Origin of the sequence: Amycolatopsis nalaikhensis (assembly GCF_030264295.1) — a bacterium.
In the GTDB taxonomy this organism is placed as follows: Bacteria; Actinomycetota; Actinomycetes; order Mycobacteriales; family Pseudonocardiaceae; genus Amycolatopsis; species Amycolatopsis nalaikhensis.
In genome coordinates this window covers 8,611,184-8,634,708 of record NZ_CP127173.1, presented here as the reverse complement: position 1 = coordinate 8,634,708, position 23,525 = coordinate 8,611,184, and the positions used below count along the sequence as shown (strand labels likewise).

The following is a 23,525-nucleotide window of genomic DNA, read 5'->3' as shown; positions in this document are numbered from 1 at the left end:
GGCAACCGGGCGGTGCCGACGACGAGGCGGCCACAGTGGACTTTCCCGCTCGCGGCCTACGAAGCTTCCCGTTTCTGCGCGAGCAGCCCGCGCCGCAGGGTGGTCAGCGCGCGGTGCTGGGCCACGCGCACCGCGCCCGCGCTGCTGAGGCCGACCGCCTCGGCCGTCTCCTCCGCTGTCATGCCGAGGATGATCCGCAGCACCAGGATCTCGCGCTGGCGCGGCGGGAGCGTGTCGAGCAGGCCCTCGGACCAGTCGAGCGCGGCGGAGCGTTCGACCTCCTCGCCGGTCGGGTCCGTGCCCACCCAGCGGTCGGCGGGCGGCTCGGCGACCGGGCTCGTGCGGTCGCGGGCCCGCCGCCGGTGGACGTCGGACACCTTGTGCGCCGCGATCCCGAACACGAACGGCAGGAACCCGTCGACCTTGTAGCGGTAGCCGGGCAGCGCGCGGACCACCGCGAGCAGCACGTCCTGAGCGCAGTCCTCCGCGTCCGACGAGCCGTCCTGCCACGTTCCGAGCCGGCCGAGGCAGTAGCGGAACACGATCGGGCGCAGTTCGCGCAGCACCGCGGCCACCGCCGCGCGGTTCCCGGTCATCGCCGACCGCACCAGCTCGGGGGCGAGGGCGAACGTCGCCGCGGGCGCGCGGTCACCCTCGGCGGAGTGCGGCGGCATCGGGCTTCACCTCTTCCCCGGACGGCAACGGACCGTCACGACGCTAGGTGACGCCTAGTGCCCGTGACACCGGCCCGAAGGCCGCGACGACCAGGGTCTTCCGGCCCTGGCGCGCGGCCCTCCGGCGTGCCTCGCGCGCCGTCGCGCGGGTGGCCGGGCCGAACGGCCCTATCGACGGACCGCGCGGACCGATCACGCTTGCCCTCCGGGGTGGACGACGGAGAAACACAGGTTGACGATGGTGGATGACGTGGGCTTCGGGCTGCTGCTCGACCGGCAGCAGTGCCTGGCGCTGCTCCGGACGGCGAGCCTCGGCCGGGTGATCTTCACCCACCGCGCGATGCCCGCGGTCCGCCCGGTGCGGTTCGCGGTCGTCGACGACGCGGTCGTGTTCGCCGCGCAGGCGGGCAGCCCGCTCTACGCAGGGGCGCGCGACGCCGTCGTGGCGTTCGAGGCCGACGACTTCGCCGACGACCTGGGCGCCGGCTGGTTCGTCAGCCTGCTGGGCCGCGCCACCGAGTCCACCGACGTCGCCGAGATCGCCTGCCTGTGCCCCTGCCGGGGCGGCACGGGCCACCGCTTCCTGCGCATCCCCGCCGAGACCATCACCGGGCACCGCATCGCCTGTCACGCGGAGTGATCCGCCGATCGCCGTAACAGTGGCCGTCCCCCGATCGACCCACCGGATGGACGAACCGGATTGGGCCGTCACGGGCAGTGGCTTGTGGCACCCTTGACGGCCCGGGGCAAGCCCGGGATCGGGTCGGAGCCGACGGGGTCGACGGGACGTGGCGGACGAAATCAGCATGCCGGCGATCCTCGCCGCGGTCGGGAGCATCGCCCGCGAACTCGAGCTGCCGTCGCTGCTGGAACGCGCGGTGACGGCGACGGGCGAGCTGCTCGGCGCGCGCCGCGCCCGGCTGGAGCTGGCGGAAGGCGGCGTCGCCGAGTACGGCCGGGGCAGGCCGGGGGACGGCGCGGTCGAGCTGCCGGTCCGCGCCGGGACGCGCACGTTCGGCACCCTCGTGGTCGAGCCCGGCGACGGCGGCGAGTTCAACCGCCGCGAACGGGAGGTGCTGAGCGCGCTCACCGCGGCGACCGGGATGGCGGTCGAGAAGGCACTGCTCGTCGACCAGATGCGCCGCCGCGAACGCTGGCTCGAGGCGTCCTACGACGTCACCGAAGCGCTGCTCGGCGCCCAGGACCTGCGCGCCACGCTCCGGCTGATCGCCGAGCGGGCCCGCGTCGTCGCGGGCGGGACCGCGGGCGCCATCGCGCGGCCCACCGGGCCCGCCGAGCTCGTGTTCGACGTCGTCGAGCCGCCGGGGGAGGACGCCGACCGGCTCATCGGCCTGACCGTGCCCGCCGAAGGCACCGCGACCGGTGTCGCGTTCACCACCCGCCGCCCGGTCGTGGTCCGCGACTACGGCGAACGCGTCCAGGAACAGCAGCGCGACCGCGCCGGGCCGATGCCGGCCATGATCAAGGACCTGGACTCGGCCATCTCGGTGCCGCTGCTCGTCGGCGAAGACACCCTCGGGGTGCTGGTGGTGGCCAAGTTCCGGGACAAGTCGCCGTTCACCGACTCCGACGTCCAGCTCGCCGAGACGTTCGCCGGGCACGCAGCGCTCGCCGTCGAGTTCTCCCGCGCGCAGGAGGCGCGCCAGCGGCTGGCGGTGTTCGAAGACCGCGACCGGATCGCCCGCGACCTCCACGACCTGGTGATCCAGCGGCTCTTCGCGACCGGCCTCGGCCTGGAGGGGGTGAGCAGGCTGATCGCCGACCCGGCGGTCGCCGCGCGCGTCGCCGGGTTCGCCCAGGACCTCGACGGCACGATCCGCGAGATCCGCAACAGCATCTTCTCGCTGCAGGCACCGGCGCAGGCGCAGGGCAGCCTCCGCGCGGAGCTGCTGCGGGTGGCCCTCGACGCCCGGGACACCCTGGGTTTCGAGCCGCGCGTCGGCTTCGACGGGCCCCTGGACGCCGCCGTGCCGGACGCGGTCCGCACCGACCTGACCGCGTCCCTGCGCGAGGCGCTGACGAACGTCGCGCGCCACGCCGGGGCGACCACGTGCTCGGTCGAGGTCACCGTGGACCCGCTCGGCAGGCGGCTGAACCTGGTGGTGCGCGACGACGGGGCCGGGCCGCCGCCCGGACCCGGCCGGGTCAGCGGGCTCGCCAACCTGGCGGCCCGTGCGGCACGGTGGAGCGGGAACTGCGGGCTGGTGGCCGCCGAGGGCGGCGGTTCCCGGCTGGAATGGACGGCCGAGCTGCCGGCGCACGCCGGCGAGCATGGGAGTGGACGATGACGATCTCGGTATTCCTGCTCGACGACCACGAGCTGGTCCGGACCGGGCTGAAGACCGTCTTCGAGTCCGAAGAGGACATCGACGTTGTCGGGGAGGCGGCGACGGCGGCCGAGGCGCTGGTCCGGATCCCGCAGTCCCGCCCGGACGTGGCGATCCTCGACGTCCGGCTGCCGGACGGCCAGGGCGTCGAGGTGTGCCGCGAGATCCGCTCGACGGTCGAGCCGCCGCCGGCGTGCCTGATGCTGACGTCCTATTCGGACGACGACGCGCTGTTCGGCGCGATCATGGCGGGCGCGGCCGGGTACATGCTGAAGCAGGTTTCCGGCCGGTCGCTGGTCGAGGCCGTCCGCACGGTCGCCGTCGGCGGGTCGCTGCTGGACGCGAACTTGACGGCCTCGGTGATGAACAAGCTGCGCGGGGCGGACGTCTCGGCGCCGGACCCGCGGTACGAGCAGCTCAGCCCCCAGGAGCGGCGGGTCCTCGACCTCGTCGCGGAGGGCCTGACGAACCGCCAGATCGCCGCGCGGCTGTTCCTGGCCGAGAAGACGGTGAAGAACTACGTGTCGTCGGTGCTGCACAAGCTCGGGGTCGAGCGGCGCACCTCCGCAGCCGTCTACATGTCTCAACGGCGCGGCGAGCCTGGTCGATCGGGCTGAATTTCCGGCTGTTCGGCCGTAACCGGTGGGGGGTTCGACGTATCCAGGCGCCGATGCAGTACACCTGTCGGGTGACCGCACGGGTTCCGTGCGCGGCGGAGGGGACGGCATGGCGGGGTTGTCGAGCGGGGACTATGTCACGCGGCAGATCCGGGCACTCGCGGAAGCGGTGCTCCGGGAAGGAGCGGGAGGGGTCGGGACACGCAGCTTCCAGCTGGCGGAGCACCTGGCGGCGGAGGGCGGTGTCCACCGTGGAGACATCATGACCGCCACGGCGACGCTCCTGGCGATGACGGCTTGGTGCGACGGTGAAGCCGAGTCGGCGTCCCGGTTCGCGGAGCTGGCCGGTGAGCACGACGAGGAGTCGCGCGAGCTGGTGACCCATCTGCTGCGCCTGGAGGCCGGCGCGCACCAGGGATGGCTGCCGCGGGAGCAGGTGGAGGCGTTGCTGGAGTACGCGCGCCGGGCCCGGCGGGGTGATCTGGTGCTGCGGATGCGGGTGATCACCGGCAGCCGCAGCGGCGGGCGGCACCGGCGCGAGGACTAGGCGGGCGGGTTTTGGGACGGCCGCGGGTATCGCGCCCGTGGCGCCCGGCTCGGCGAGGAGCTAGCCCGGCAGCGGCGCCGCCGGGTCGGCGAGCCGGTCCGCGTCGACCGGTCGGCCGTCGGCGATCAGCTTGCGCACCGCGTCGAGGCCCTCGTCCCACTGGTTCACGTGCATTCCGGCGACCACGCGGCCGTCCGCGAGCCAGTACGCGTGGAACGCCTCGTCGGTCCCGCGGGTCACCACGCGGTCGTAGCCGCCGGGCGGGAACCAGCCCGTGAACTCCATGCCCACGTCGTACTGGTCCGAGAAGAAGTACGGCAGCTCGTCGTGGACGACTTCGTGCCCGAGCATCGAGCGCGCCGCCGCCGGGCCGCCGTTGGTGGCCGCCGCCCAGTGCTCGACCCGGATCCGGCGCTCGTACGCCGGGTGCCACGCGCTGGCGACGTCGCCCGCCGCGAAGATGTCCGGGTCCTCCGTGCGGAACCCGGCGTCGACGCAGACGCCGTCGTCGACGGCCAAGCCCGCCTCTTCGGCCAGCTGGGTCTCGGGGCGCGCGCCGATGCCGACGACGACCGCGTCGGCCGGGATCTCGTCTTGGTTGGTCTGGACCGCCGTGACCGCCGAGTCGCCCGCGAAGCCCGTCACGGTCGTGCCGAGCCGCAGGTCCACGCCGTGGCGGCGGTGCAGGTCGGCGAAGAACCCGCCCAGTTCCGGCCCGAGCGCCGCGTGCAGCGGCGATCCGGCCGGTTCGACGACCGCGACCTCGCAGCCGTAAGTCCGGGCCGCGGCCGCGGTTTCCAGCCCGATCCAGCCCGCGCCCGCGACGACGACGCGCCCGCCGGACGCCAGCGCGTCGCGCAGCCGATCGGCGTGCGCGAGGCGGCGCAGGTAGTGGACGCCCTTGAGGTCGTTGCCCGGCACGCGCAGCCGTCGCGGCGACGCGCCGGTCGCGAGCAGCAGCTTCGTGTAGCCGAGGCGCTCGCCGCCGGCCAGCTCGACTTCGTGGGCGGCGCGGTCCAGGGCCGTCACGCGCCGTCCGGTCAGGACTTCGACGCGCTGGTCGGCGTACCACTGCTCGTCGTGGACGAACACCGACGCCCGGTCGTCCTGGCCGAGCAGGTAGCCCTTCGACAGCGGTGGCCGCTCGTACGGCAGGTCCGGCTCCGCGCCGACCACGACGACGCGGCCGGAAAACCCTTCGGCGCGCAGGGTTTCCGCGGCCTTGGCGCCGGTGAGCCCGCCTCCGACGATGACGTGGGTGTCCATGGCGGCCTCAGCCGTGCACGCCGGTCAGGGCGAAGAACTCCTGCCGGGTCTTGGGTTCCTCGCGCAGCATGCCGTGCAGGGACGACGTCACGGTCAGCGCCCCGTTCGCCCGCACCCCGCGCAGCGACATGCACAGGTGCTCGGCCTCGATCACGACGCCGACGCCCTTCGGGGCCAGGTGCTCCTGCAGCCAGTCGGCGACCTGCTTGGTCAGCCGTTCCTGCACCTGCAGGTCGCGCGCGAACAGCTCGACGACGCGGGCGAGCTTCGACAGCCCGAGGATGCGCTCGCCGGGCAGGTACCCGACGTGCGCGACGCCGCGGAAGGGCAGCAGGTGGTGCTCGCACAGCGACTGCACGGGGATGCTCTTCGCCAGCACCAGCTCGTCGTAGCCCTCGTCGTTGGGGAACGTCGTCAGCTGGAAGTCGCGCGGGCGCAGCATCTCCGCGTACGCGTTGGCCACGCGGCGCGGGGTGTCGTGCAGGTGCTCGGAGCCGGGGTCCTTCCCGAGCGCGCGCAGCAGGTCGGCGACCGCGCGTTCCGCCGCGCGCAGGTCCATCGCGTCACGGTCGTGAACGACACCGAGGTGCCGCAGCGGAATGGGTTCGCTGACGGGTTCGACGGTCACGGAAGCCTCCTTGTAAAACCAAGTCGGGCCGACATTAGAAGCCCGCGGGGGTTTTCGTCAACGATTATTTGTTTTAGAGTGCGGAGATGCACAAGTCCCAGGCCGGCGCGCTGGCCGCGGTGGCGGCGCTCGACGAGCCGACCCGGCGCCGGTTGTACGAGTACGTCGTCCGCCAGCCGGAGCCGGTGAGCCGGGACGACGTCGCCGCCGCCCTCAGCGTGCCGCGTGCGACCGTCGCGTTCCACCTCGACCGCCTGGTGGACGAACGGCTCCTCGCCGTCGGGCACGAGCGCCGCACCGGGCGCAGCGGGCCGGGCGCGGGCCGCCCGGCGAAGCTCTACCGCCGATCCGACCGGCAGGTGTGCGTCTCCCTGCCCGAGCGGCAGTACGAACTCGCTGGTCAGCTGCTCGCGGGGGCGATCGAGGAAGCCGACGAGACCGGCGGCTCGCCGCGGGAAGTGCTGGGGCGCCGGGCCCGTGAGACGGGCGCGGAGCTCGCCGAAGGCGCCACGGAGATCATCGGCACGCTCGAAGAACACGGCTTCGAACCGCGCACCGAGGACGGCGAGGTGCTGCTCGCGAACTGCCCGTTCCACCGGCTCGCCCGCACGCACACGCGGCTGGTCTGCGAGATGAACCTCGGGCTCGTCGAAGGCATGCTGGCCGGCGTCGGCGAGCGCGGCCTGCGGGCGAAGCTGGCCCCGCGCCCCGGCTTCTGCTGCGTCCGCCTCACCCGCGCCTAGCTCTAAAACTGACAGAGGTTGTTGACAGTCTGGGCTCCTGATCAAGGGAGGCCCATGGCTGAGCGAGTATGGAGTGAGAAGGACCTGGTCAGGCGTGCAAACCGGCGCCTGGCCGTCCTTCGTCACGCCGAAGAAGTCAGCGGCAACGTCGCGGCGACCTGCCGCTACTACGGCATCAGCCGGACCGTGTTCTACCGGTGGAAACGCCGCTACGAGGACGAGGGCATCGACGGGCTGAAGGACCGCTCGAGCGCCCCGCTGCACTGCCCGACGATCACTCCTCCCGAGGTGGTCGAGAAGATCATCCACCTGCGCCAGCACTACCACTTCGGCCCGCTGAAGATCGAGATGTACCTGCGCCGCTATCACGACCAGGAGATCGGCCACTCCACGATCTACCGCATCCTCAAACGCCTGGGCATGAGCCGGCTGCCGGCGTCTCAGCGCTACAAACGCCACCAGCAGCGGTGGAAGCGGTATGAGAAGCAGCGCCCCGGCCACCAGTTGCAGATCGACGTCAAGTTCGTCGAACCGATCACCACCGACGCCGGCCGGAAGAAGCGGTACTACCAGTACACCGCCATCGACGACTGCACTCGCCTGCGGATCCTGCGGATCTATCCCCGCTCCGATCAGAAGACCGCGATCCAGTTCTTGGACTACGTGCTGTCCCGGCTGCCGTTCCAGGTCGAGAAGATCCAGACTGACAACGGTGCGGAATTCCAGTCCGCGTTCCACTGGCATCTGCTCGACCAAGGCATCGGGCACGTCTACATCAGGCCCGCCACGCCGCGGCTCAACGGGAAGGTCGAGCGTTCGCACCGCATCGACGCCGAGGAGTTCTATCGGCTGCTCGACGGTGTCGTCCTCGGCGACATCGGCGCCTTCAACGACAAGCTCAAGGAATGGGAGGACTACTACAACTACCACCGCCCGCACGGCGGCCTGGACGGCCAGACCCCGTATGAGAGGCTGCTACAGAAGACCCAACCCCCATCCCAGGGTGTCAACGACCAGAAGCAGCAGCACACCTAGCCGCGTTTGGCCAGGTGCTCGGCCAAGGCGTCGTGGTAGGCGAACAGCGCGGGCACGCCGCCGCTGTGCAGCACCACCACGCGGTGCCCGGCACCCCAGCGCCCGGCCGCCTGGTGGGCGAGGAACCCGGCGAAGGTCTTGCCGCTGTAGACGGGGTCGAGCAGGACGCCTTCGGTGCGCGCCAGCAGGAGGATCGCGTCGAGGCACGCCTCGGTCGGGTCGCCGTACTCGCGTCCGACGAACTCGTCGTGGATCTCGACCTCCGGCGGCGGCGCGCCGATCTCCAGCAACGCGGTCAGTTCGCCCCACCAGTGCCGGTAGTCCGCCTGGCACGCGTCTCGGTCCTGGTTGACGCTGATGCCGATGACCGGGCACGGGAAACCCTGGTCCCGCAAGGCGAGCGTCACCGCGGTGAAGATCCCGCCGGTGCCGAACGGCAGGTAGACGGCGTCCGGGCGCTCACCGCGTTCGCGCAATTGGGCGGCGAGTTCTAGGCCGGCCCGGACGTAGCCGAGGCAGCTGTGCGGGGTGGTCCCGCTGATCGGGACGGCGTGCGGCCGCCGCCCGGCCGCACGCAGCTCGTCGCACACCGCCTGGACGTGGGTGTCGAGACCCCAGTGGTCGGCGACGTCGACGACCCGGACGTCGGCGCCGAGCAGCCGCACGGTCAGCAGGTTGCCCTGGAACTCGTCGTAGGCGTCGCGGCTGAGCACGACCGTGCAGTCCATGCCGAGCCGCCGGGCGGCCGCGGTGGTCAGGCGGGCGTGGTTGCTCTGCATCGAGCCGCACGTCACCACGACGTCCGCGCCGTCCCGGCGGGCGCGGGCGAGTTCGTATTCGAGCTTGCGGGGTTTGTCGCCGCCGAGGGCGAGGCCGGTGAGGTCGTCGCGCTTGAGCAGGACGCGGGGGCCGAGCTCGGCCGAGAGACGGGAAAGCTCGTCCAGCGGGGTCGGGGTCAGGGCCAGGTGTTCGCGCGGGAAGCGGGCGAGCCGGGTCGTGAGGTCCACGGGCACGTCCTTTCTGGCGACGGAGCCTTTCTAGCGCGGGAGGAACGGCAGGGTGAAGAGGAAGCCGCCGAAGCCGACCAGTGCGGCGGAGGCGACGCGGTGCAGGTGCTGTCCCCGGAGTCGTCTGGCCAGGCGGGTTCCGAGGAACGTGCCGGCCCCGGCCAGCACGCCGAGGGCAGTGCCGAGTCCGAAGTGGACGGACCCCTGCGCCGCGTAACCGAGCGTCGCGAAGCCGACGAGCGGGAGCTGGATCAGCTGCCCGGCCGCGATCGTCGTCAACGCGGGCACGCCGAGCGCCAGCAGCACCGGCACCAGGAGCACGGGCCCGCCGGTGCCGGTGAGCGCCGAGCCGAACCCGACGGCCGCGCCGACCCCGACCGCCGCGGCCGCGGGCAGTTCCCGGGCCTCGCGCGGGCGGGCCCAGAGGTTGTACCCACCGGACCCGGCGGTCACCACGGCCAGCACGAGCCAGAGCGCGGTGGCCGGGACGAGGCCGTTCACGAGCGCGCCGGCCGCGGCGGCCGGGGCCGCGCCGAGGGTGAGCAGGCCGCCGAACCGCCACGGCATCGCCTGGTGCCGGGCGTAACCGAGGGTGCCGACGAGCCCGGTGAACAGGAAGCACCAGCTGCTCGTGCCGGCCGCCGCGTGGATGTCGAGCCCGGCGAGGCCGGTGAGCGCGGGCGGCAGCAGCACGCCGCCGATGCCGACGGTCCCGATGCACACCCCGACCGGCAGTGCCACGAGCAGGACGCCTAGCACGACTCTCGGAGCCGGTGCAGCCGGCGCAGCTGGGACGGCGGCAGGGCGGGGCAGGCGGCGGCATTGTCCACAGCGGACAGCAGGTGCCGGCGTGCCGCGGCGGCCGCGGCGTCGCCGTCCCCGCGGGCGAGTGCGGCGACGACTTCGCGGTGGTCCGCCGTCCAGGCCCGGGCCTGCCGGGCCCCGTCGGCCCACGCGGCCGCTTGGGTTTCCCGCCAGACCGGGCCGGACGCGCGTTCGAGCAGCGTCCGGACTTGCTCGCGCAGGTCCGGGTTCCGGCAGACCCCGGCGATGGCGGCGTGCAGCCGGTGGTCGGTGTCCGCCGGGATCGTGTCGCCCGCGGTCACGAGCGCCATCCCGGCGACGGCGTCGTGCGCCTCGTCGAGGGCGGCGGGGTCCGGATCGGCCGCGGCGAGCCGGAGCACGGCCGGTTCGAGGACGAGCCGCGCTTCGAGCAGGTCGACGACCTCCTCGAAGGTTCGCGCGGCCCGGACGTGCCGGGCGGCACCGGGAACGGGCGAGCCGCCGAGCACGACGGTGCCGCGCCGCCGCCGTGGCTCGACGTACCCGGCGAACTGGAGCGCGCTGAGGGCCTCGCGCACCGACGGGCGGCTGACCGCGAACTCGGCGGCCAGCGCCAGTTCGGTGGGCAGGACGGTCCCGGCGGGCCAGCGCCCGTCGTCGATGCGAGCCCGTACCTCGGCGGCGATCCGCAGCCCGGCGGAGGTGCCCTGGGTGGCTTCCACGGGTCCCGACGGTAGCACGATATGTAAGACATATCAGCCAAGAAAGTCGGACAAGTCGCCCGCCGCTGTTGTCGGGTCGCCAGCACCCCAAGGCGGCCTTGGTTGCGTCTCACGCACCGAAGGCCGCCTTGGGTGCGTCTGACGCAACCAATGTGGCCTTGGGGCGCTTGGGGCCGGTCCGGCGCGGGAGGACCGGTCGGCGGCGATTCGGCGGTACCGTCTCGGGGTGGTGAGACAGCGCGAGACGGAGGGGGCCAGGGTGGTGGACCGGGCGAAGGCGGGGGAGCAGGCCAGGACGGTGCCGCCGGGGTCGCGGCAGCCCAGCCTGGCCGACGTCGCCGGGATGGCCGGGGTTTCGCACATGACCGTCTCCCGGGTGGTCAACGAGAGCGGCCCGGTGCGGCCGGAAACCCGCGAGCGGGTTCTCGCCGCCGTGCAGAAGCTCGGCTACCGGCCCAACACGGCCGCGCGGACGCTCGTCACCGGCCGGTCCGGGACGCTCGGTGTCGTCGCCCTCGAGTCGAACCTCTACGGGCCCGCGAGCACCTTGTACGGCATCGAAAACGCCGCGCGCGAAGCCGGGTACGGGATCGCGATCTGCAGCGTCACCCGCCCCGGCCGGACGTCGATCGGGGACGCCGTGGAAAGCCTGCGGCGCCAGGCGGTCGAGGGGATCGTGGTGATCGCCCCGCACGTCACCGCCGGTCGCGCGCTGGCGGCCGCGCCCGCGGACATCCCGCTGGTGGCCGTGGGTGGCGGCGAAGCCGCGCCGGTCCCGGTGATCTCCGTCGACCAGTACGACGGTGCCCGCCGCGCCACCGAACACCTGCTGGCACTGGGCCACCGGACGGTCTACCACCTGGCGGGCCCGGAAGACTGGCTCGAGGCCAGGGACCGCGAACGCGGCTGGCGCGAGACGCTGGAGCGGCGCGGCCTGCGGGTCCCGGCCGTGGTCCGCGGTGACTGGAGCCCGCGCTCGGGCTACGAGGCGGGCCGGGTCCTGGCGGGCAAACGCGGGCTCAAGGCGGTGTTCTCGGCCAACGACCAGATGGCGCTGGGCCTGCTGCGGGCGTTCACGGAGGCGGGGATCCGCGTCCCGGAGGACGTCCACCTCGCCGGGTTCGACGACGTCCCGGAGGCGGCCTACTTCACGCCGCCGCTGACGACGGTCCGCCAGGACTTCATCGAAGTCGGCCGCCGGACGTTCGGGTTGCTCGAAGACCGGATGGGCGGCGGCGACGTCCGGGTGCGGCACCTCGTGCCCGCCGAGCTGATCGTGCGGGAGAGCACCGGCCCCCGCTGACACCCGCGTCTTGAATGAGTCATTCAAGACCTCCGAAGACCTGAATGAGTCATTCAAGACACTTCGTGCGGACTGTTAGCGCTAACACAACCTCGGCACTGATCCATCCCGGTGTTGTGTCTTGACCGCTTCTGTTGGATCGGCAAAGGATCGTGTTCGGTTCAGTGCCGTTCCCGGAGGTCCCCCGCATGCGCCTCGCCCGCCGTTCCCGGACGCTGTTCGCCGCCTTCCTCGCCGTCGTCTTCGGCCTCGCCGGGGTGACCGTCCCGCAGGCCGCCGCGGCGGCCCCGCAACCCGCGGGCCACACCGTCACCTACGACGGCTACTCCTTCCTGGTCGACGGGCACCGGACCTACCTGTGGTCCGGCGAGTTCCACTCCTACCGGCTGCCGAGCCCGGACCTGTGGCTCGACATCTTCCAGAAGATGAAGGCCGCCGGGTTCAACGCGACGTCGCTCTACTTCGACTGGGGCTACCACTCGCCGCGCCAGGGCGTCTACGACTTCAGCGGCATCCGGGACCTCGACAAGCTCCTCGACATGGCGCAGCAGGCCGGGCTCTACGTCATCGCGCGGCCCGGCCCCTACATCAACGCCGAGGTCGACGGCGGCGGCTTCCCGACCTGGCTGTCCACCACGCCCGGCCACACCCGCAGCGCCGATCCCGTCTACCTGAAGTACTCCGACGAGTGGCAGACGCAGATCGACCGGATCATCGCGCGCCACCAGCTGACGAACGGCACCGGCAGCGTGCTCGCCTACCAGGTCGAAAACGAGTACTACAACGGCAACGCCGACGGCCGCGCGTACATGAAGCACCTCGAGGACAAGGCCCGCGCCGACGGCATCACCGTCCCGCTCGTCGGCAACAACAACGGCACCTTCAACTCCGGTGCGGCCGCGCTCGACGTCGACGCCGCCGACTCCTACCCGCAGGGCTTCGACTGTTCGAACCCCACGCGGTGGAACGGCGTGCCCGACATCAGCTACGACCACGTCCCCGGGAAACCGCTGCTCACCGCCGAGTTCCAGGGCGGCGCCTTCGACCCGTGGGGCGGCCCGGGCTACGAGAAGTGCGCCCAGCTGATCAACGACCAGTTCGCGAACGTCTTCTACAAGCAGAACATCGCGGTCGGCGCGACCGGCCAGAGCTTCTACATGCTGCACGGCGGCACGTCGTGGGGCTGGAGCGCGATCCCCCAGAACTACACCTCCTACGACTACGGCGCCGCGATCACCGAAGCCCGCCAGTTCGACCCGAAGTACGACGAGGACAAGCTGATCGGGTACTTCACGCAGTCGGTCGCGCCGCTGACCAAGACCGACGGGCTGGCGGGAGCGCCGCTGACCGACCCGGCCCTCACCGACACCGCCCGGATCAACCCGGACACCCGCACGCAGTTCCACACCCTGCGCCACACCGACTCGACGTCGACCGCGACGAACACCACCAGCCTCGCGCTCGACCTCGCCGCGCACGCCGGGTACACCTACGACGACCGCGCGCCCGAGGTCGGCTACACCGGCACCTGGAGCCACGTCGGACCCGAGGTGAACTACACCGGCGGCGACTACCAGCACACCGAGTCCTTTTCGGAGGTCACCGGCGACAGCGTGAGCATCCCGTTCACCGGCACCGGAATCCGGTGGGTGACCTCGAAGGACGGCAACCACGGCATCGCCGACGTCTACCTCGACGGGGCCAAGGTGGACAGCGTCGACCTCTATTCGGCGAGCAAGCAGAACCAGGTGACCGGTTACGAGGTGCGCGGCCTGCCCGCCGGGGCGCACACGCTGAAGCTCGTCGTCACCGGGCAGAAGAACGCCGCGGCGACCGGGCCGTTCGTGGTCGTGGACGCCGTCGACCTGCTCTCCGGCAGCGCCGACTACTACCCGGTGGTACCGCAGCAGCCCGGCACCGGCGTCACGCTGAACGGCCGCCAGTCGAAGATCCTGGTCGCCGGGTACGACCTCGGCGGGACGCGGATGCAGTACTCGACGTCGGAGATCATGACCACCGCGGCCATCGGCGATCGCGACGTCGCGGTGCTCTACGGCGACCACGGCGGCCCTGGCGAGACCGTCCTGCGCTTCGCGCAGCAGCCGTCCGTGCGCGTGCTCGACGGAAACGCGACGTCCACTTGGGACGCTACCCGCGGTGACCTGCGGCTGAACTACACCCATGACGGCCTGACCCGGGTGCTCGTCACGGCCCCCGGCGCGCGGCCGCTGCTCCTGCTGCTCGCCGACAAGGCGACGGCGGCGACGTTCTGGCGCCAGGACACCGCGGCGGGCCCGGTGCTGATCCGCGGCACGCACCTGGTCCGGACGGCGGCCGCCGGGTCCGGCACCCTCGCCTTGACCGGCGACACCGGCACCGACGGCGCGTTCGAGGTCTTCAGCACCGCGAAAACCCTGTCCTGGAACGGCTTCCCGGTCTCGGTGACGCCGACGCCGAGCGGCAGCCTCACCGCCACGGCCCCGACCGCGAAGCCCGTGACCCTGCCCGCCCTGACCGGCTGGAAGCACCAGCAGGAGTCGCCCGAGAGCCAGCCCGGCTTCGACGACTCGGCGTGGCCGGTGGCCGACAAGGACACCACCAACAGCTCGACGGCCCTCGGCACGAAACCCGTGCTCTTCGCCGACGACTACGGCTTCCACACCGGCAACACCTGGTACCGCGGCCACTTCACCGGCGACGGGCGGCAGACCGGCATCACCCTGGCGAGCCAGAGCGGCGGCCCGGCGGGCGCGTTCTCGGCGTGGCTCAACGGCGTCTTCCTCGACAGCTCGAAGGACCCGCAACACACCTTCGCCTTCCCGGCGGGCGCACTGCGCCAAGGGGACAACGAGATCTCCGTGCTGACCGTCAACATGGGCCACGAAGAGGACTACGGCGCCGCCAACGGCAACAAGGCCGCCCGCGGGCTCACCGCCGCGCGGCTGACCGGGACGCCGCTGACGTCGGTCACCTGGCGGCTGCAGGGCGTCCGGGGTGGCGAGACCGGGCTCGACCCGGTCCGCGGCCCGCTCAACACCGGCGGCCTCTACGGCGAGCGCGCGGGCTGGTCGCTGCCCGGCTTCCCGGACGCGCGCTGGACGGCCACGACGCTCCCGGCCCAGGACACCACGCCCGGCGTCTCGTGGTACCGGACGACCGCCGACCTCGACCTGCCGCACGGCCAGGACACTTCGCTCGGGCTCACCATCACCGACGACCCCGGGCGGCAGTACCGGGCGCTGCTCTTCGTCAACGGCTGGCAGCTCGGCCAGTACGTCAACTACCTCGGGCCGCAGCACAGCTTCCCGATCCCCACCGGGATCCTGAACCCCAACGGCCACAACACGATCGCCGTCGCGGTGTGGAACCTCGACGGCAGCACCGGCGGGCTCGGCAAGATCAGCTGGACGAACTACGGCAGCTACCGCTCGTCCCTGGCCGTCCGGCAGAACGCCTCGCCCGGCTACGACGCGGTGCGGTACGCGATGCCGCCCGCGCCGACCGCGGCGGTCGCGTTGACCGCGCCGGACACCGTGTCGGGCGGCGAGCGGTTCGCCGCGTCGGCGACCGTGCGGGTGCCCGCGGACGCGCCGACGGTGTTCGACGTCAAGCCGGTGCTCACCGCCCCGGCGGGCTGGACGGTCGGTGCCGCGTCCCCGCCGTCGGTCTCGCGGATCGAAAGCGGGCACGAGGTGACGTTCTCGTGGCCCGTCACCGCACCTTCCACAGTGGACACCGCGGCGCTGAAGGTCGCCGTGGCCTACCGGCAGGCGGGCAAACCGGGGTCGGTGACCGGCGAACGGATCGTCGGCGCCGTGCCCCCGGCGCCTCCCGCGGGCCAGGTCGCCGTCAGTTCGCTGCCGTTCCTGACCGCGACGAATGGCTGGGGCCCGGTCGAACGCGACACGAGCAACGGCGAGGCGGCCGCGGGCGACGGCAAGCCGATGACCATCGGCGGGGTGGCCTACGCGAAGGGCCTGGGCGTGCACGCGGCCAGCGACGTGCAGCTCTACCTCGCAGGCACGTGCACCCGCCTCACCGCCTCGGTCGGCGTCGACGGCGAAACCGGCACCGGCGGCAGCGTCGCCTTCAGCGTGTCGGTCGACGGCGTCACCCGCGTGACGACGCCGGTGGTCAAGGGCGGCCAGGCGGCCGTGCCGGTCGACGTCGACGTCACCGGGGCCCAGGTCCTGGACCTCCTGGTGAGCGACGGCGGCGACGGCAACGGGCTCGACCACGCGGACTGGGCGGTGCCGACGCTGACCTGCGTCACGCCGCCCGGTCGGTGAGCGACGGCAGCGGCCGGAGCAGGAAGGTGGCGCGGACCTGCCGGCGTTCGCGCCACAGGTGGTACACCGCGAGCCCGAAGATGATCGAGCCCACGACGTTCGCGACGAAGTGCCACCAGACGCGGTAGGTGGTCAGCCCCGGACCCGGGTCGACGAGACCGAAGAACGTCGACAGCCCGATCGCCCGCGGCGCGCCGAAGGCCACCGACAGCGTCAGGACCAGGTGCTCGAGCCCGTGCAGGCCCTGCATCCAGACGCCCATCTTCGCCCACCGGCGGGCGCGGGTGCCCACGGCCCGCCGCGTGATCACCATGACCCCGGCGAGCCCCGCCAGGAAGATGAAGTTGCCGGTGAGGTGCAGCAGTTCCATGCCGAACGTCTTGCGGGCGGGCAGCAGCATCTGCAGCCCGTCGGCCAGCCCGGTGCCCCACGGCGTCATCCAGGCCGGGGCGTTGGGGTGGCCGAGCCAGTACCCGGCCTGCGCGATGTGCTCCTGGACGTGCCCGAGCTGCCCGAGCACACCCAGGCCGATCACCGCGACCGCGCCGCGGTACACCCAGGGCCGCACCGGGCCGCGGTTCGCGTACGCCAGCACGCCCACCGCGGCCCACATGGCGAGCGCCCACAGCACGAGCAGCGTCGCCCCCGCGACGTCCCACCCGGACATCGCCGTCATCGGCATGGTCATGGCCGCCTCCCGTCCTCGGTTCCCCGAGACTAGGCGGGCACGCGGCCGGGAGACGTCTTCCACGGTGCGGCGGAGAACAGGACAAACTGTTACACCGCAACGGTTTTTCGCTCAACCGAGGACAAGTCGGACGGCCAGGGCGGTGATCACCGCGCTCGACACGAGTGCCGTCGTCAGCCGTCCGCGCGGCCCGGTGAGGAGCCGCCCGAGCAGGGCTCCGCCGCCGGCCAGCAGGGCTTGCCAGCTCGCCGAGGCGGCGAACGCGGCGACGACGAACACGCCTTGCTCGAGCACCGACACGGCGGTGCCGGCGCGGTCGCCGACGACCAGCGCGGTGAAGTAGACGACCGTCGTCGGGTTCACCAGCGTGATGCCGAGCAGGCTGACGTAGGCGCGGCCGGGTGCGAGCGGGGTCACCGGACGCGCGGTGGCGGCCCGGTGCGAACGCAGCGCCTGCCAGGCGCCGCGAACCGCCAGGACGACGAGGACACCCGCCGAAACGAGCCGCAGCGGACCGGCGACCGGCGTCACGACGCCCGCGATCGCGGCCCCGCCCAGCACGGCGACCAGGGCGTACAGCCCGTCGGCGCTGGCGACGCCGAGCGCGGCGGCCAGCCCGGTCCGCAGCGACGTGCGGGCGGTGAGCGCGACGAGGTAGGTGGCGACGGCGCCGACCGGGATCGCGATGCCGTAGCCGGCCAGCAGGCCGGCGACCAGCGCGCCGGTCACGGCAGCGGGCGGGAGGGCCTCCGCGGACGGCACGGCTGCTGCTGGACCGGCGCGGTGGTCGCGGCGACGGTCGGCAGGAGCGGCATGCGGTGCGTGGTCATGGGGCAGATGGTGGCGGCCGGGCCCCCGCGGCGGCAACCGGATTTCCCAGCCGGTGCGGCCCGGCGAGCTGTGCTTGAATCGGCCCGAGGGCGGGACGAGGCGAGAAAGGGCTTTCACGCATGCGGGTCGACCTGAGCGGGAAGACGGCGCTGGTCACCGGGTCCACCCAGGGCATCGGCGCGGCGATCGCGGCGGGGCTCGCGGGCGCGGGGGCGCGGGTCGCGATCAACGGCCGCAGCGACACCGGTGTCCGGAAGGCCATGGCAAGCCTGAAGGAGACGCTGCCGGACGCCGACCTGCTCGCCGCCCCGGGCGACGTCTCCGACGAGGCGGGTGCCGCCCAGGTCGTCGAAGCGGTGCCCGACGCCGACATCCTGGTCAACAACCTCGGCATCTTCGGCGCCCAGGAGCCCCTCGAGATCACCGACGCCGACTGGCGGCGCTACTTCGAGGTCAACGTCCTGGCCGCGGTCCGGCTCACCCGCGCCTACCTGCCCGGCATGACCGAACGCGGCTGGGGCCGGATCCAGTACATCGCCAGCGACTCCGCCGTCGTGATCCCGGCCGAGATGATCCACTATGGAGTGTCGAAGACGGCGCTGCTCGGCGTGTCCCGCGGGTTCGCCAAGCACGCGGCGGGCACCGGCGTCACGGTCAACGCGGTGATCGCGGGCCCGACGCACACCGGCGGGGTCGAGGAGTTCGTCTACGAGCTGGTGGACAAGGACCTGCCGTGGGACGAGGCCCAGCGCGAGTTCATGAAGCGGCACCGGCCGCAGTCCCTGCTGCAGCGGCTGATCGAGCCCGAGGAGATCGCGAACCTCGTGGTGTACCTCAGCTCCCCGTTCGCCTCGGCGACCACCGGCGCCGCGGTGCGCGTCGACGGCGGGTACGTCGACTCGATCGTGCCCTGACGACGCCGGGGTACCCCGCGCAGGGGTCGCCCGGACGAGGGCGCCGGCTGGGCGGATCCGGCTCCGTGGTTCATGATCGAGTTCATGGACCACATCGAGACACCGGCGAAGCCCGCCCGCGGCCTGCGGCGCGTCCTCCTCGCGGCGGCGACGGGCGCCTTGCTCGCCGCCGCCGCGTGGGTGGCGCTGTGGCTGGCCATGAACGTCTGACCTACGGCGTGACCGGGATGTTCGTCAGCCCCGACCGGGCGTTGGTCGCCGTGTTCGAGGCGTAGACGACGTTCGGGTTCGCCGAGCACTTCGACACCGAGCTGATCTTGATCGCGTAGGCGCCTACGCCACCGAGGTCGGACTTGTTGTCGCGCCAGACGTTGCCGCAGCCGTTGTCGAACGACGGGCTGGTGCTCGGGTTGTGGTTCTCGTAGCCGTTGGCGAACGTGCCGGGCGAGGTGAACGTGCCGGTGTTGCCCTCGATGGTGTAGCCGATGCCCTTGACGTCGATCCAGGAGTCGGCGGAGTTCTGGCCGGTGATCCCGCGGCCGTCGAACGTGTTGCCGCGGATGAGGCCGCCGGTGGTGCCTTCCTTGACGTCGACGGCCTCGGCCGCGACGAACGGGCCGATGTGGTTGTCCAGCACCTGGATCCGGTCGCCGCGGTCGACGCCGCCGGAGTTGCCGTGGCAACCCCAGTTCGAGTTGGCCGAGCCGAGGTAGACGCCTTCGCCGTAGCCGGGCTGCACGAGGCCGGTGTAGGTGATGGTCGAGTTCTTCACGACGCTGTCGGCCGAGGACCGGCGGAAGTGGATCGCCTCTTCGTCGACGTGGTTCACGGTGACGCCGTCGATGGTGGTGTGCGGCGAGGCGTCCACCACGATGCCCTTCTTCGACTCCCGCACGGTGAACCCGGACAACGTCCAGTAGGGCGCGCCGGACAGCCACAGGCCGTACCCGGGATCCCAGCCCGGGGTCGGGGCCGGGCAGTCCGGCGCGTCACCCGACGGGCCGTCGTTGATCAGGACCGCGTCGGCGGGGCCGGACAGGCTGATCGGGTTGGTGGCGGTCCCGGCCTTCGTCGTGACGAACGAGCCGCGGTAGGTGCCGGAGGCCAGCTTGATCGCCTGGCCAGGGGCGGCGTTCGCCAGGGCCGCCTGGAGTTCGGCGGCGGTGGACACGTTCACGACGTCGCTCGCGGACGGGGGAGTGGTCGGGGTGGTGGTGACCGCGACGGTGAAGCCGAAGCTCGCACTGGCCCCGGGCCGGACCGTGCCGTGGCCGGTGGTCCAGACCGAGGTCTGCGCGAACGTGGCGGACAATCTCGCCGAGGCGGCTCGCGCGGCCACCCCGCCGGTCAGGGCGACGACGACGGCGGTGGCGGAAACGGTGGCGGCGCCGAGGAAAACGGCGCGGCGGAGCGGAGTGCGTGGGGACACCAAGGGCCTCCGGAGGAAGATCAGCGGAGGTGTTGCGGCGTACACCCGGACGTCCCTTTATAGGTCAGCCCGGTGACGTGCGTCAACAGTCTGAACCGCAGTCAGGTACGTGAACGTGACACTTTCCGGTGACCCTGGACGTAACCGGTGCCGGACGGGGAATCTCCTCCAGCACAAACCCCTGGCCCGCAGGGAGATTGCGGAAGGAGAGCACGATGAAGACCCGAATCGCGTCCTGGGTGGCGGCTGCCGCGCTCACGGTTTCCGCGGTGGTCGCCACGGCCGTGCCGGCGTCGGCCGACCCGGTGCCGGGGAACCCGAACCAGTTCTACGCCTATTGCTCCGTCGACATCCTGGGCGTGCCGCTCGCGTGCACGGAGACCGACGCCGAGCACGCGTCGCACATCTGCCAGTACGTGCTCACCTCGCTGGGCCTCGGCCTCGACTGCATCCTGCGCTGACGCCGCCGGTTGCCCGAAAGTACCCGGTGGTCCGGACCATCGGGTACTCGTCGGAAAATGACCGACCGGATAGCCTTGTTCTTCGCCACCGGCGCGTCCATACTTTGTTGCCATCCACAACAAATAGGGTGCCGGTGAGCCGCCAGCCGTCGCCCGCGGACGAAGAAGAGGCGACAATGACGTCGACCAGGAACTCCCGCCGGTGGTGGCGGACGGCCCGGCTGCTGGCCGCGCCCGCGACCCTGCTCGTGCTCGGCGCGGTGGTGGCCGCCCCGCAGAGCCAGGCCGCCCCCAACGCGGTCCTCGCGAGCTTCTCCGACGACTTCGACGGCCCGGCGGGCAGCGGGGTCGACGGCGGGAAGTGGGTGCACGAGACCGGCGACAACGTCAACAACCACGAGCGGCAGTGGTACACCGACGGCACCGCGAACGCGGCGCTCGACGGCCAGGGCCACCTCGTGATCACCGCGAAGAAGGAGAACATCGGCAAGAACTGCTGGTACGGCACCTGCGAGTACACCTCCGCGCGGCTCAACACCTCCGGCAAGTTCTCGACCAGCTCCGGGCACGTCGAAGCCCGGATGAAGCTGCCGCGCGGGCAGGGCATGTGGCCCGCGTTCTGGATGCTGGGCACCGACATCGGCACCGCGGGCTGGCCGCAGTGCGGCGAAATCGACGTCATGGAGAACGTCGGGTTCGAGCCGAACACCGTGCACGGCACCATCCACGGGCCGGGTTACTCCGGGTCCGGCGGCATCGGCGCCGCCTACACCGGGCCGAACTTCTCCGACGACTTCCACACCTACGCCGTGGACTGGTCCACCGACAAGATCGTCTGGTCGGTGGACGGCAACGCCTACCAGACGCGCACGCCCGCCGACGTCGGCGGCAACCAGTGGGTGTTCAACCACGAGTTCTTCGTGATCCTCAACCTCGCGGTCGGCGGCTACTGGCCCGGCGACCCGGACGCCAGCACGCAGTTCCCGCAGCAGCTCGTCGTCGACTACGTCCACGTGAGCTGACCCCCGGACCGCGGGGCGCCGCTCGCGCGCGGCGGGCGGCGCCCCGCGCCTTCTTTGGTACAGAACCGCGACATTTCTGGTTCAGACCTGTCGAACAACCCCGACGGACCGGCGATCTTCTCCGGACAGAGTGATCGGTGTGCGCTCGAGAAGCGCACCCCGGCACCCGGAGGAAACGCATGGCCCGTACCCGAATCCCGCCCGTCGCCGGTGGGCTCGCCGCCGCCGTGGCGGTGGTGCTCGCCGCCGCCTGCTGGGTCGTCTTCCCGCCCGAGATCGCCGGCCGGGCGCTCGCGCGGCCGGACGTCGACCTGGCCTTGCCGTGGCCCGACGAAGGGCAGGCGAGCGCCGAGGTGCAGGGGCTCGGCTCGCTCGGCAGCCGCGGTGAGCGCGGGCCGGTGCCGATCGCCAGCGTCACCAAGGTGATGACCGCCTACGTGGTGCTGAAGGACCACCCGCTCGCCCCGGGCGAGGCGGGTCCGGAGATCACCGTCGACGAGCAGGCCCAAGCCGAGTCGACGGCGCCCGACGAATCGACCGCGCCGGTCCGCGCGGGCCGACGGATCAGCGAACGGGACCTGCTGGCGCTGATGCTGATCCCGTCCGGCAACAACATCGCCCGCCTGCTCGCCCGCTGGGACGCCGGCAGCCAGGAAGCCTTCGTCGAGAAGATGAACCGCGAGGCCGCGGCCCTCGGCATGACCGACACGACCTACACCGGCGCCAGCGGGGTCGAGGACTCGACCACGAGCACCGCCGAGGACCAGCTGCGCCTGGCCCGCGAGGTGATGAAGAACGAGGTGATCCGGTCGATCGTGGCGACCCGGAGCCTGCGCGTCGACGGCGTCCCCGGCTCGGTGGTCAACACGAACACGCTGCTCGGCCGCAACGGCGTGATCGGGCTGAAGACCGGCTCCTCGACCGCGGCGGGCGGCGCGCTGATGTGGGCGGCCGAGGTACGCGGCGGGGCGTTGGTCCTCGGTGTCGTGCTGCACCAGAACCCGGGCGGCTCCCCGGCGGCGGGGCTGCGGGCCGCGCTGGAGAACAGCGAAAAGCTCATCGCGGCGATCCAGCGCGAGCTCCCGGCGGCGACCCGATGACCGCGATCACCGAGCCGATCACCGTGCCGCCGACCCCGGAGCGCCGACCGGGGACTTGGCGCCGGGGCCGGGTGATCGCCGTCTTCGCCGTGCTCACGGCGGTGCTGATGCTCGCCCACCGGCTGGTGCCGAACTGGGCGGTCAACGCGGGCAGCCTGCTCGAGACGGTCTTGCCGTGGCTGGGGCTGCTCGTCGTGGCGCTGCTCGTCGCGGCCGCGGTCCGGCGGTCGGCGCTCGCACTGGTGGCGCTGCTGCTGCCCGCGCTCGTCTGGGGTTTCACGTTCGGCGGACGGCTGCTCGACCGGCGGGCGGCCGGGGGAGACTTCACGATCGTCTCGCACAACGTGAACGACGAGAACCCGGACCCGGCGGGCACCGCGCGGGCGCTCGCCGCGTCGGGCGCGCAGGTGATCGCCTTGGAGGAGCTGAAGAAGTCCGAGATCCCGAAGTACGAGGACGCCCTCGCCGCCGGGTACCCGCACCACTCGGTGCAGGGGACGGTCGGGGTGTGGAGCACGTTCCCGCTCCACGACACGCGCCCGGTGGAGATCATGCCGTGGACGCGCGCGCTGCGGACCACAGTGGACACTCCGCGGGGTCCGGTGGCGGTGTTCGTGGCGCACCTGCCGTCGGTGCGGGTCCGGCTCGACGCGGGGTTCACCGCGAACGGCCGCGACGCGGCGATCGGCAGGCTCGCCGACGAACTGGCCGCGGCCCCCGCCCCGCGCACGGTGCTGGTCGGCGACTTCAACGGCACCACCGACGACCGGGGCCTCGACCCGATCACCGCCCGGCTGCGCCCGGCGCAGGACGAGGCGGGCGACGGCTTCGGCTTCACCTGGCCCGCGTCGCTGCCGCTGGCGCGCATCGACCAGATCTTCGTCGGCGGGGTGCGGCCGGTCGCGGCGTGGACGTTGCCCGCGACGGGCAGCGACCACCTGCCGGTGGCGGCTTCGCTGGCGCTCTGACCCGCCGAACATGCCCCTTGAACACCGCCGCGCCGCACGGCCGGTGAAAAACAAACGAGTCTCCCCGCAGGTCGGGGCCCTGAAGTGCGAGAGCGGCCTGCTCCGGGTCACGTGACTAGACCGTTACGCGACCCGGGGTTGACCGCGTCG

Annotated in this window: 23 protein-coding genes; 14 read left to right on the top strand and 9 right to left on the bottom strand. The window is 72.3% G+C overall.

The window, feature by feature from the left end; translation table 11 throughout:
* Positions 1-56: 56 nt before the first annotated feature.
* Entirely contained in the window at positions 57-674 is a 618-nt protein-coding gene (locus QP939_RS41895; protein WP_285452201.1) for a sigma-70 family RNA polymerase sigma factor, read from the bottom strand.
* A 238-nt stretch (positions 675-912) separates the two neighbouring features.
* On the opposite strand from QP939_RS41895, the gene QP939_RS41890 reads away from it, so the two are divergent.
* The 4 genes from QP939_RS41890 (at position 913) to QP939_RS41875 (ending at position 4,186) form a co-directional block, all read left to right on the top strand.
* Positions 913-1,314: a pyridoxamine 5'-phosphate oxidase family protein gene (locus QP939_RS41890; protein WP_285452199.1), complete on the top strand. Its 402-nt coding sequence runs from the start codon at positions 913-915 to the stop codon at positions 1,312-1,314.
* 166 nt (positions 1,315-1,480) lie between these two features.
* Positions 1,481-2,983: a GAF domain-containing sensor histidine kinase gene (locus QP939_RS41885; RefSeq protein ID WP_285459969.1), complete on the top strand. Its 1,503-nt coding sequence runs from the start codon at positions 1,481-1,483 to the stop codon at positions 2,981-2,983.
* On the top strand, positions 2,980-3,639 hold the full coding sequence (locus QP939_RS41880) for a response regulator (RefSeq protein WP_285452197.1): 660 nt from the start codon (positions 2,980-2,982) through the stop codon (positions 3,637-3,639). Before QP939_RS41885 ends, QP939_RS41880 begins: the two co-directional genes overlap by 4 nt.
* A 262-nt stretch (positions 3,640-3,901) precedes the next feature.
* Positions 3,902-4,186 (top strand): hypothetical protein, encoded by a 285-nt coding sequence (locus QP939_RS41875; protein ID WP_285452196.1) that lies wholly within the window; start codon positions 3,902-3,904, stop codon positions 4,184-4,186.
* A 60-nt stretch (positions 4,187-4,246) separates the two neighbouring features.
* Here the strand turns inward: QP939_RS41875 and QP939_RS41870 are convergent, their stop codons facing one another.
* Positions 4,247-5,452 carry an NAD(P)/FAD-dependent oxidoreductase gene (locus QP939_RS41870; protein ID WP_285452195.1) on the bottom strand — a complete coding sequence of 402 codons (1,206 nt, stop codon included), beginning with the start codon at positions 5,450-5,452 and terminating at the stop codon, positions 4,247-4,249.
* 7 nt (positions 5,453-5,459) lie between these two features.
* A complete protein-coding gene (gene folE / locus QP939_RS41865; protein WP_285452193.1) occupies positions 5,460-6,080 on the bottom strand; it encodes a GTP cyclohydrolase I FolE in 621 nt (206 codons plus the stop codon).
* An 86-nt stretch (positions 6,081-6,166) separates the two neighbouring features.
* Here folE and QP939_RS41860 point away from each other — a divergent pair, with 86 nt between their 5' ends.
* Together QP939_RS41860 and QP939_RS41855 are read left to right on the top strand one after the other, a co-directional pair.
* A complete protein-coding gene (locus QP939_RS41860) occupies positions 6,167-6,823 on the top strand; it encodes a helix-turn-helix transcriptional regulator (RefSeq protein ID WP_285452192.1) in 657 nt (218 codons plus the stop codon).
* A 54-nt stretch (positions 6,824-6,877) separates the two neighbouring features.
* Positions 6,878-7,858 (top strand): IS481 family transposase, encoded by a 981-nt coding sequence (locus tag QP939_RS41855; RefSeq protein ID WP_285452190.1) that lies wholly within the window; start codon positions 6,878-6,880, stop codon positions 7,856-7,858.
* On the opposite strand, the gene QP939_RS41850 is transcribed toward QP939_RS41855, so the two are convergent.
* From QP939_RS41850 to QP939_RS41840, 3 genes are read right to left on the bottom strand one after another with little or no spacing between them, the layout of a single operon-like run.
* The gene (locus QP939_RS41850) at positions 7,855-8,865 is read right to left on the bottom strand and encodes a 1-aminocyclopropane-1-carboxylate deaminase/D-cysteine desulfhydrase (protein WP_285452189.1); all 1,011 of its coding nucleotides are present in this window, start codon (positions 8,863-8,865) and stop codon (positions 7,855-7,857) included. The genes QP939_RS41855 and QP939_RS41850 overlap by 4 nt on opposite strands.
* Before the next feature lie 30 nt (positions 8,866-8,895).
* The gene (locus tag QP939_RS41845; RefSeq protein ID WP_285452188.1) at positions 8,896-9,606 is read right to left on the bottom strand and encodes a sulfite exporter TauE/SafE family protein; all 711 of its coding nucleotides are present in this window, start codon (positions 9,604-9,606) and stop codon (positions 8,896-8,898) included.
* Between the two features lie 11 nt (positions 9,607-9,617).
* Positions 9,618-10,370 (bottom strand): FadR/GntR family transcriptional regulator, encoded by a 753-nt coding sequence (locus tag QP939_RS41840; RefSeq protein WP_285452187.1) that lies wholly within the window; start codon positions 10,368-10,370, stop codon positions 9,618-9,620.
* A gap of 259 nt (positions 10,371-10,629) precedes the next feature.
* On the opposite strand from QP939_RS41840, the gene QP939_RS41835 reads away from it, so the two are divergent.
* Together QP939_RS41835 and QP939_RS41830 are read left to right on the top strand one after the other, a co-directional pair.
* Positions 10,630-11,673 carry a LacI family DNA-binding transcriptional regulator gene (locus tag QP939_RS41835; RefSeq protein WP_285459968.1) on the top strand — a complete coding sequence of 348 codons (1,044 nt, stop codon included), beginning with the start codon at positions 10,630-10,632 and terminating at the stop codon, positions 11,671-11,673.
* Between the two features lie 188 nt (positions 11,674-11,861).
* Positions 11,862-15,962, top strand: a complete 4,101-nt coding sequence (locus QP939_RS41830; protein WP_285452185.1) for a beta-galactosidase — start codon at positions 11,862-11,864, stop codon at positions 15,960-15,962.
* On the opposite strand, the gene QP939_RS41825 is transcribed toward QP939_RS41830, so the two are convergent.
* On the bottom strand, positions 15,943-16,650 hold the full coding sequence (locus tag QP939_RS41825; protein WP_285452184.1) for a DUF6008 family protein: 708 nt from the start codon (positions 16,648-16,650) through the stop codon (positions 15,943-15,945). The genes QP939_RS41830 and QP939_RS41825 overlap by 20 nt on opposite strands.
* Positions 16,651-16,761: 111 nt before the next feature.
* Entirely contained in the window at positions 16,762-17,412 is a 651-nt protein-coding gene (locus tag QP939_RS41820) for a LysE family transporter (protein ID WP_434219604.1), read from the bottom strand.
* 188 nt (positions 17,413-17,600) lie between these two features.
* Here QP939_RS41820 and QP939_RS41815 point away from each other — a divergent pair, with 188 nt between their 5' ends.
* A complete protein-coding gene (locus tag QP939_RS41815) occupies positions 17,601-18,395 on the top strand; it encodes an SDR family NAD(P)-dependent oxidoreductase (RefSeq protein ID WP_285452183.1) in 795 nt (264 codons plus the stop codon).
* A gap of 84 nt (positions 18,396-18,479) precedes the next feature.
* Positions 18,480-18,605: a hypothetical protein gene (locus QP939_RS41810; RefSeq protein ID WP_285452182.1), complete on the top strand. Its 126-nt coding sequence runs from the start codon at positions 18,480-18,482 to the stop codon at positions 18,603-18,605.
* Between the two features lies 1 nt (position 18,606).
* On the opposite strand, the gene QP939_RS41805 is transcribed toward QP939_RS41810, so the two are convergent.
* On the bottom strand, positions 18,607-19,824 hold the full coding sequence (locus QP939_RS41805; RefSeq protein ID WP_285452180.1) for a right-handed parallel beta-helix repeat-containing protein: 1,218 nt from the start codon (positions 19,822-19,824) through the stop codon (positions 18,607-18,609).
* 215 nt (positions 19,825-20,039) lie between these two features.
* Between QP939_RS41805 and QP939_RS41800 the strand changes: the two genes are divergently transcribed.
* The 4 genes from QP939_RS41800 (at position 20,040) to QP939_RS41785 (ending at position 23,375) form a co-directional block, all read left to right on the top strand.
* Positions 20,040-20,285, top strand: a complete 246-nt coding sequence (locus QP939_RS41800) for a hypothetical protein (RefSeq protein ID WP_285452178.1) — start codon at positions 20,040-20,042, stop codon at positions 20,283-20,285.
* 176 nt (positions 20,286-20,461) lie between these two features.
* Positions 20,462-21,307 carry a glycoside hydrolase family 16 protein gene (locus QP939_RS41795; protein WP_285452177.1) on the top strand — a complete coding sequence of 282 codons (846 nt, stop codon included), beginning with the start codon at positions 20,462-20,464 and terminating at the stop codon, positions 21,305-21,307.
* A gap of 179 nt (positions 21,308-21,486) precedes the next feature.
* Positions 21,487-22,407, top strand: a complete 921-nt coding sequence (locus QP939_RS41790) for a D-alanyl-D-alanine carboxypeptidase family protein (RefSeq protein WP_285452176.1) — start codon at positions 21,487-21,489, stop codon at positions 22,405-22,407.
* Positions 22,404-23,375, top strand: coding sequence for an endonuclease/exonuclease/phosphatase family protein (locus tag QP939_RS41785; protein WP_285452175.1), 972 nt, complete (start codon positions 22,404-22,406; stop codon positions 23,373-23,375). The genes QP939_RS41790 and QP939_RS41785 overlap by 4 nt, the downstream gene beginning before the upstream one ends.
* The last annotated feature ends 150 nt before the right edge of the window (positions 23,376-23,525 follow it).

What these genes read in the sequence shown, in the direction of transcription:
- QP939_RS41895 (WP_285452201.1), bottom strand. Translation starts at nt 674, where the DNA reads ATGCCGCCGCACTCCGCCGAGGGTGACCGCGCGCCCGCGGCGACGTTC.
- QP939_RS41890 (WP_285452199.1), top strand. Translation starts at nt 913, where the DNA reads ATGGTGGATGACGTGGGCTTCGGGCTGCTGCTCGACCGGCAGCAGTGC.
- QP939_RS41885 (WP_285459969.1), top strand. Translation starts at nt 1,481, where the DNA reads ATGCCGGCGATCCTCGCCGCGGTCGGGAGCATCGCCCGCGAACTCGAG.
- QP939_RS41880 (WP_285452197.1), top strand. Translation starts at nt 2,980, where the DNA reads ATGACGATCTCGGTATTCCTGCTCGACGACCACGAGCTGGTCCGGACC.
- QP939_RS41875 (WP_285452196.1), top strand. Translation starts at nt 3,902, where the DNA reads ATGACCGCCACGGCGACGCTCCTGGCGATGACGGCTTGGTGCGACGGT.
- QP939_RS41870 (WP_285452195.1), bottom strand. Translation starts at nt 5,452, where the DNA reads ATGGACACCCACGTCATCGTCGGAGGCGGGCTCACCGGCGCCAAGGCC.
- QP939_RS41860 (WP_285452192.1), top strand. Translation starts at nt 6,167, where the DNA reads ATGCACAAGTCCCAGGCCGGCGCGCTGGCCGCGGTGGCGGCGCTCGAC.
- QP939_RS41855 (WP_285452190.1), top strand. Translation starts at nt 6,878, where the DNA reads ATGGCTGAGCGAGTATGGAGTGAGAAGGACCTGGTCAGGCGTGCAAAC.
- QP939_RS41830 (WP_285452185.1), top strand. Translation starts at nt 11,862, where the DNA reads ATGCGCCTCGCCCGCCGTTCCCGGACGCTGTTCGCCGCCTTCCTCGCC.
- QP939_RS41825 (WP_285452184.1), bottom strand. Translation starts at nt 16,650, where the DNA reads ATGACCATGCCGATGACGGCGATGTCCGGGTGGGACGTCGCGGGGGCG.
- QP939_RS41815 (WP_285452183.1), top strand. Translation starts at nt 17,601, where the DNA reads ATGCGGGTCGACCTGAGCGGGAAGACGGCGCTGGTCACCGGGTCCACC.
- QP939_RS41810 (WP_285452182.1), top strand. Translation starts at nt 18,480, where the DNA reads ATGGACCACATCGAGACACCGGCGAAGCCCGCCCGCGGCCTGCGGCGC.
- QP939_RS41800 (WP_285452178.1), top strand. Translation starts at nt 20,040, where the DNA reads ATGAAGACCCGAATCGCGTCCTGGGTGGCGGCTGCCGCGCTCACGGTT.
- QP939_RS41795 (WP_285452177.1), top strand. Translation starts at nt 20,462, where the DNA reads ATGACGTCGACCAGGAACTCCCGCCGGTGGTGGCGGACGGCCCGGCTG.
- QP939_RS41790 (WP_285452176.1), top strand. Translation starts at nt 21,487, where the DNA reads ATGGCCCGTACCCGAATCCCGCCCGTCGCCGGTGGGCTCGCCGCCGCC.
- QP939_RS41785 (WP_285452175.1), top strand. Translation starts at nt 22,404, where the DNA reads ATGACCGCGATCACCGAGCCGATCACCGTGCCGCCGACCCCGGAGCGC.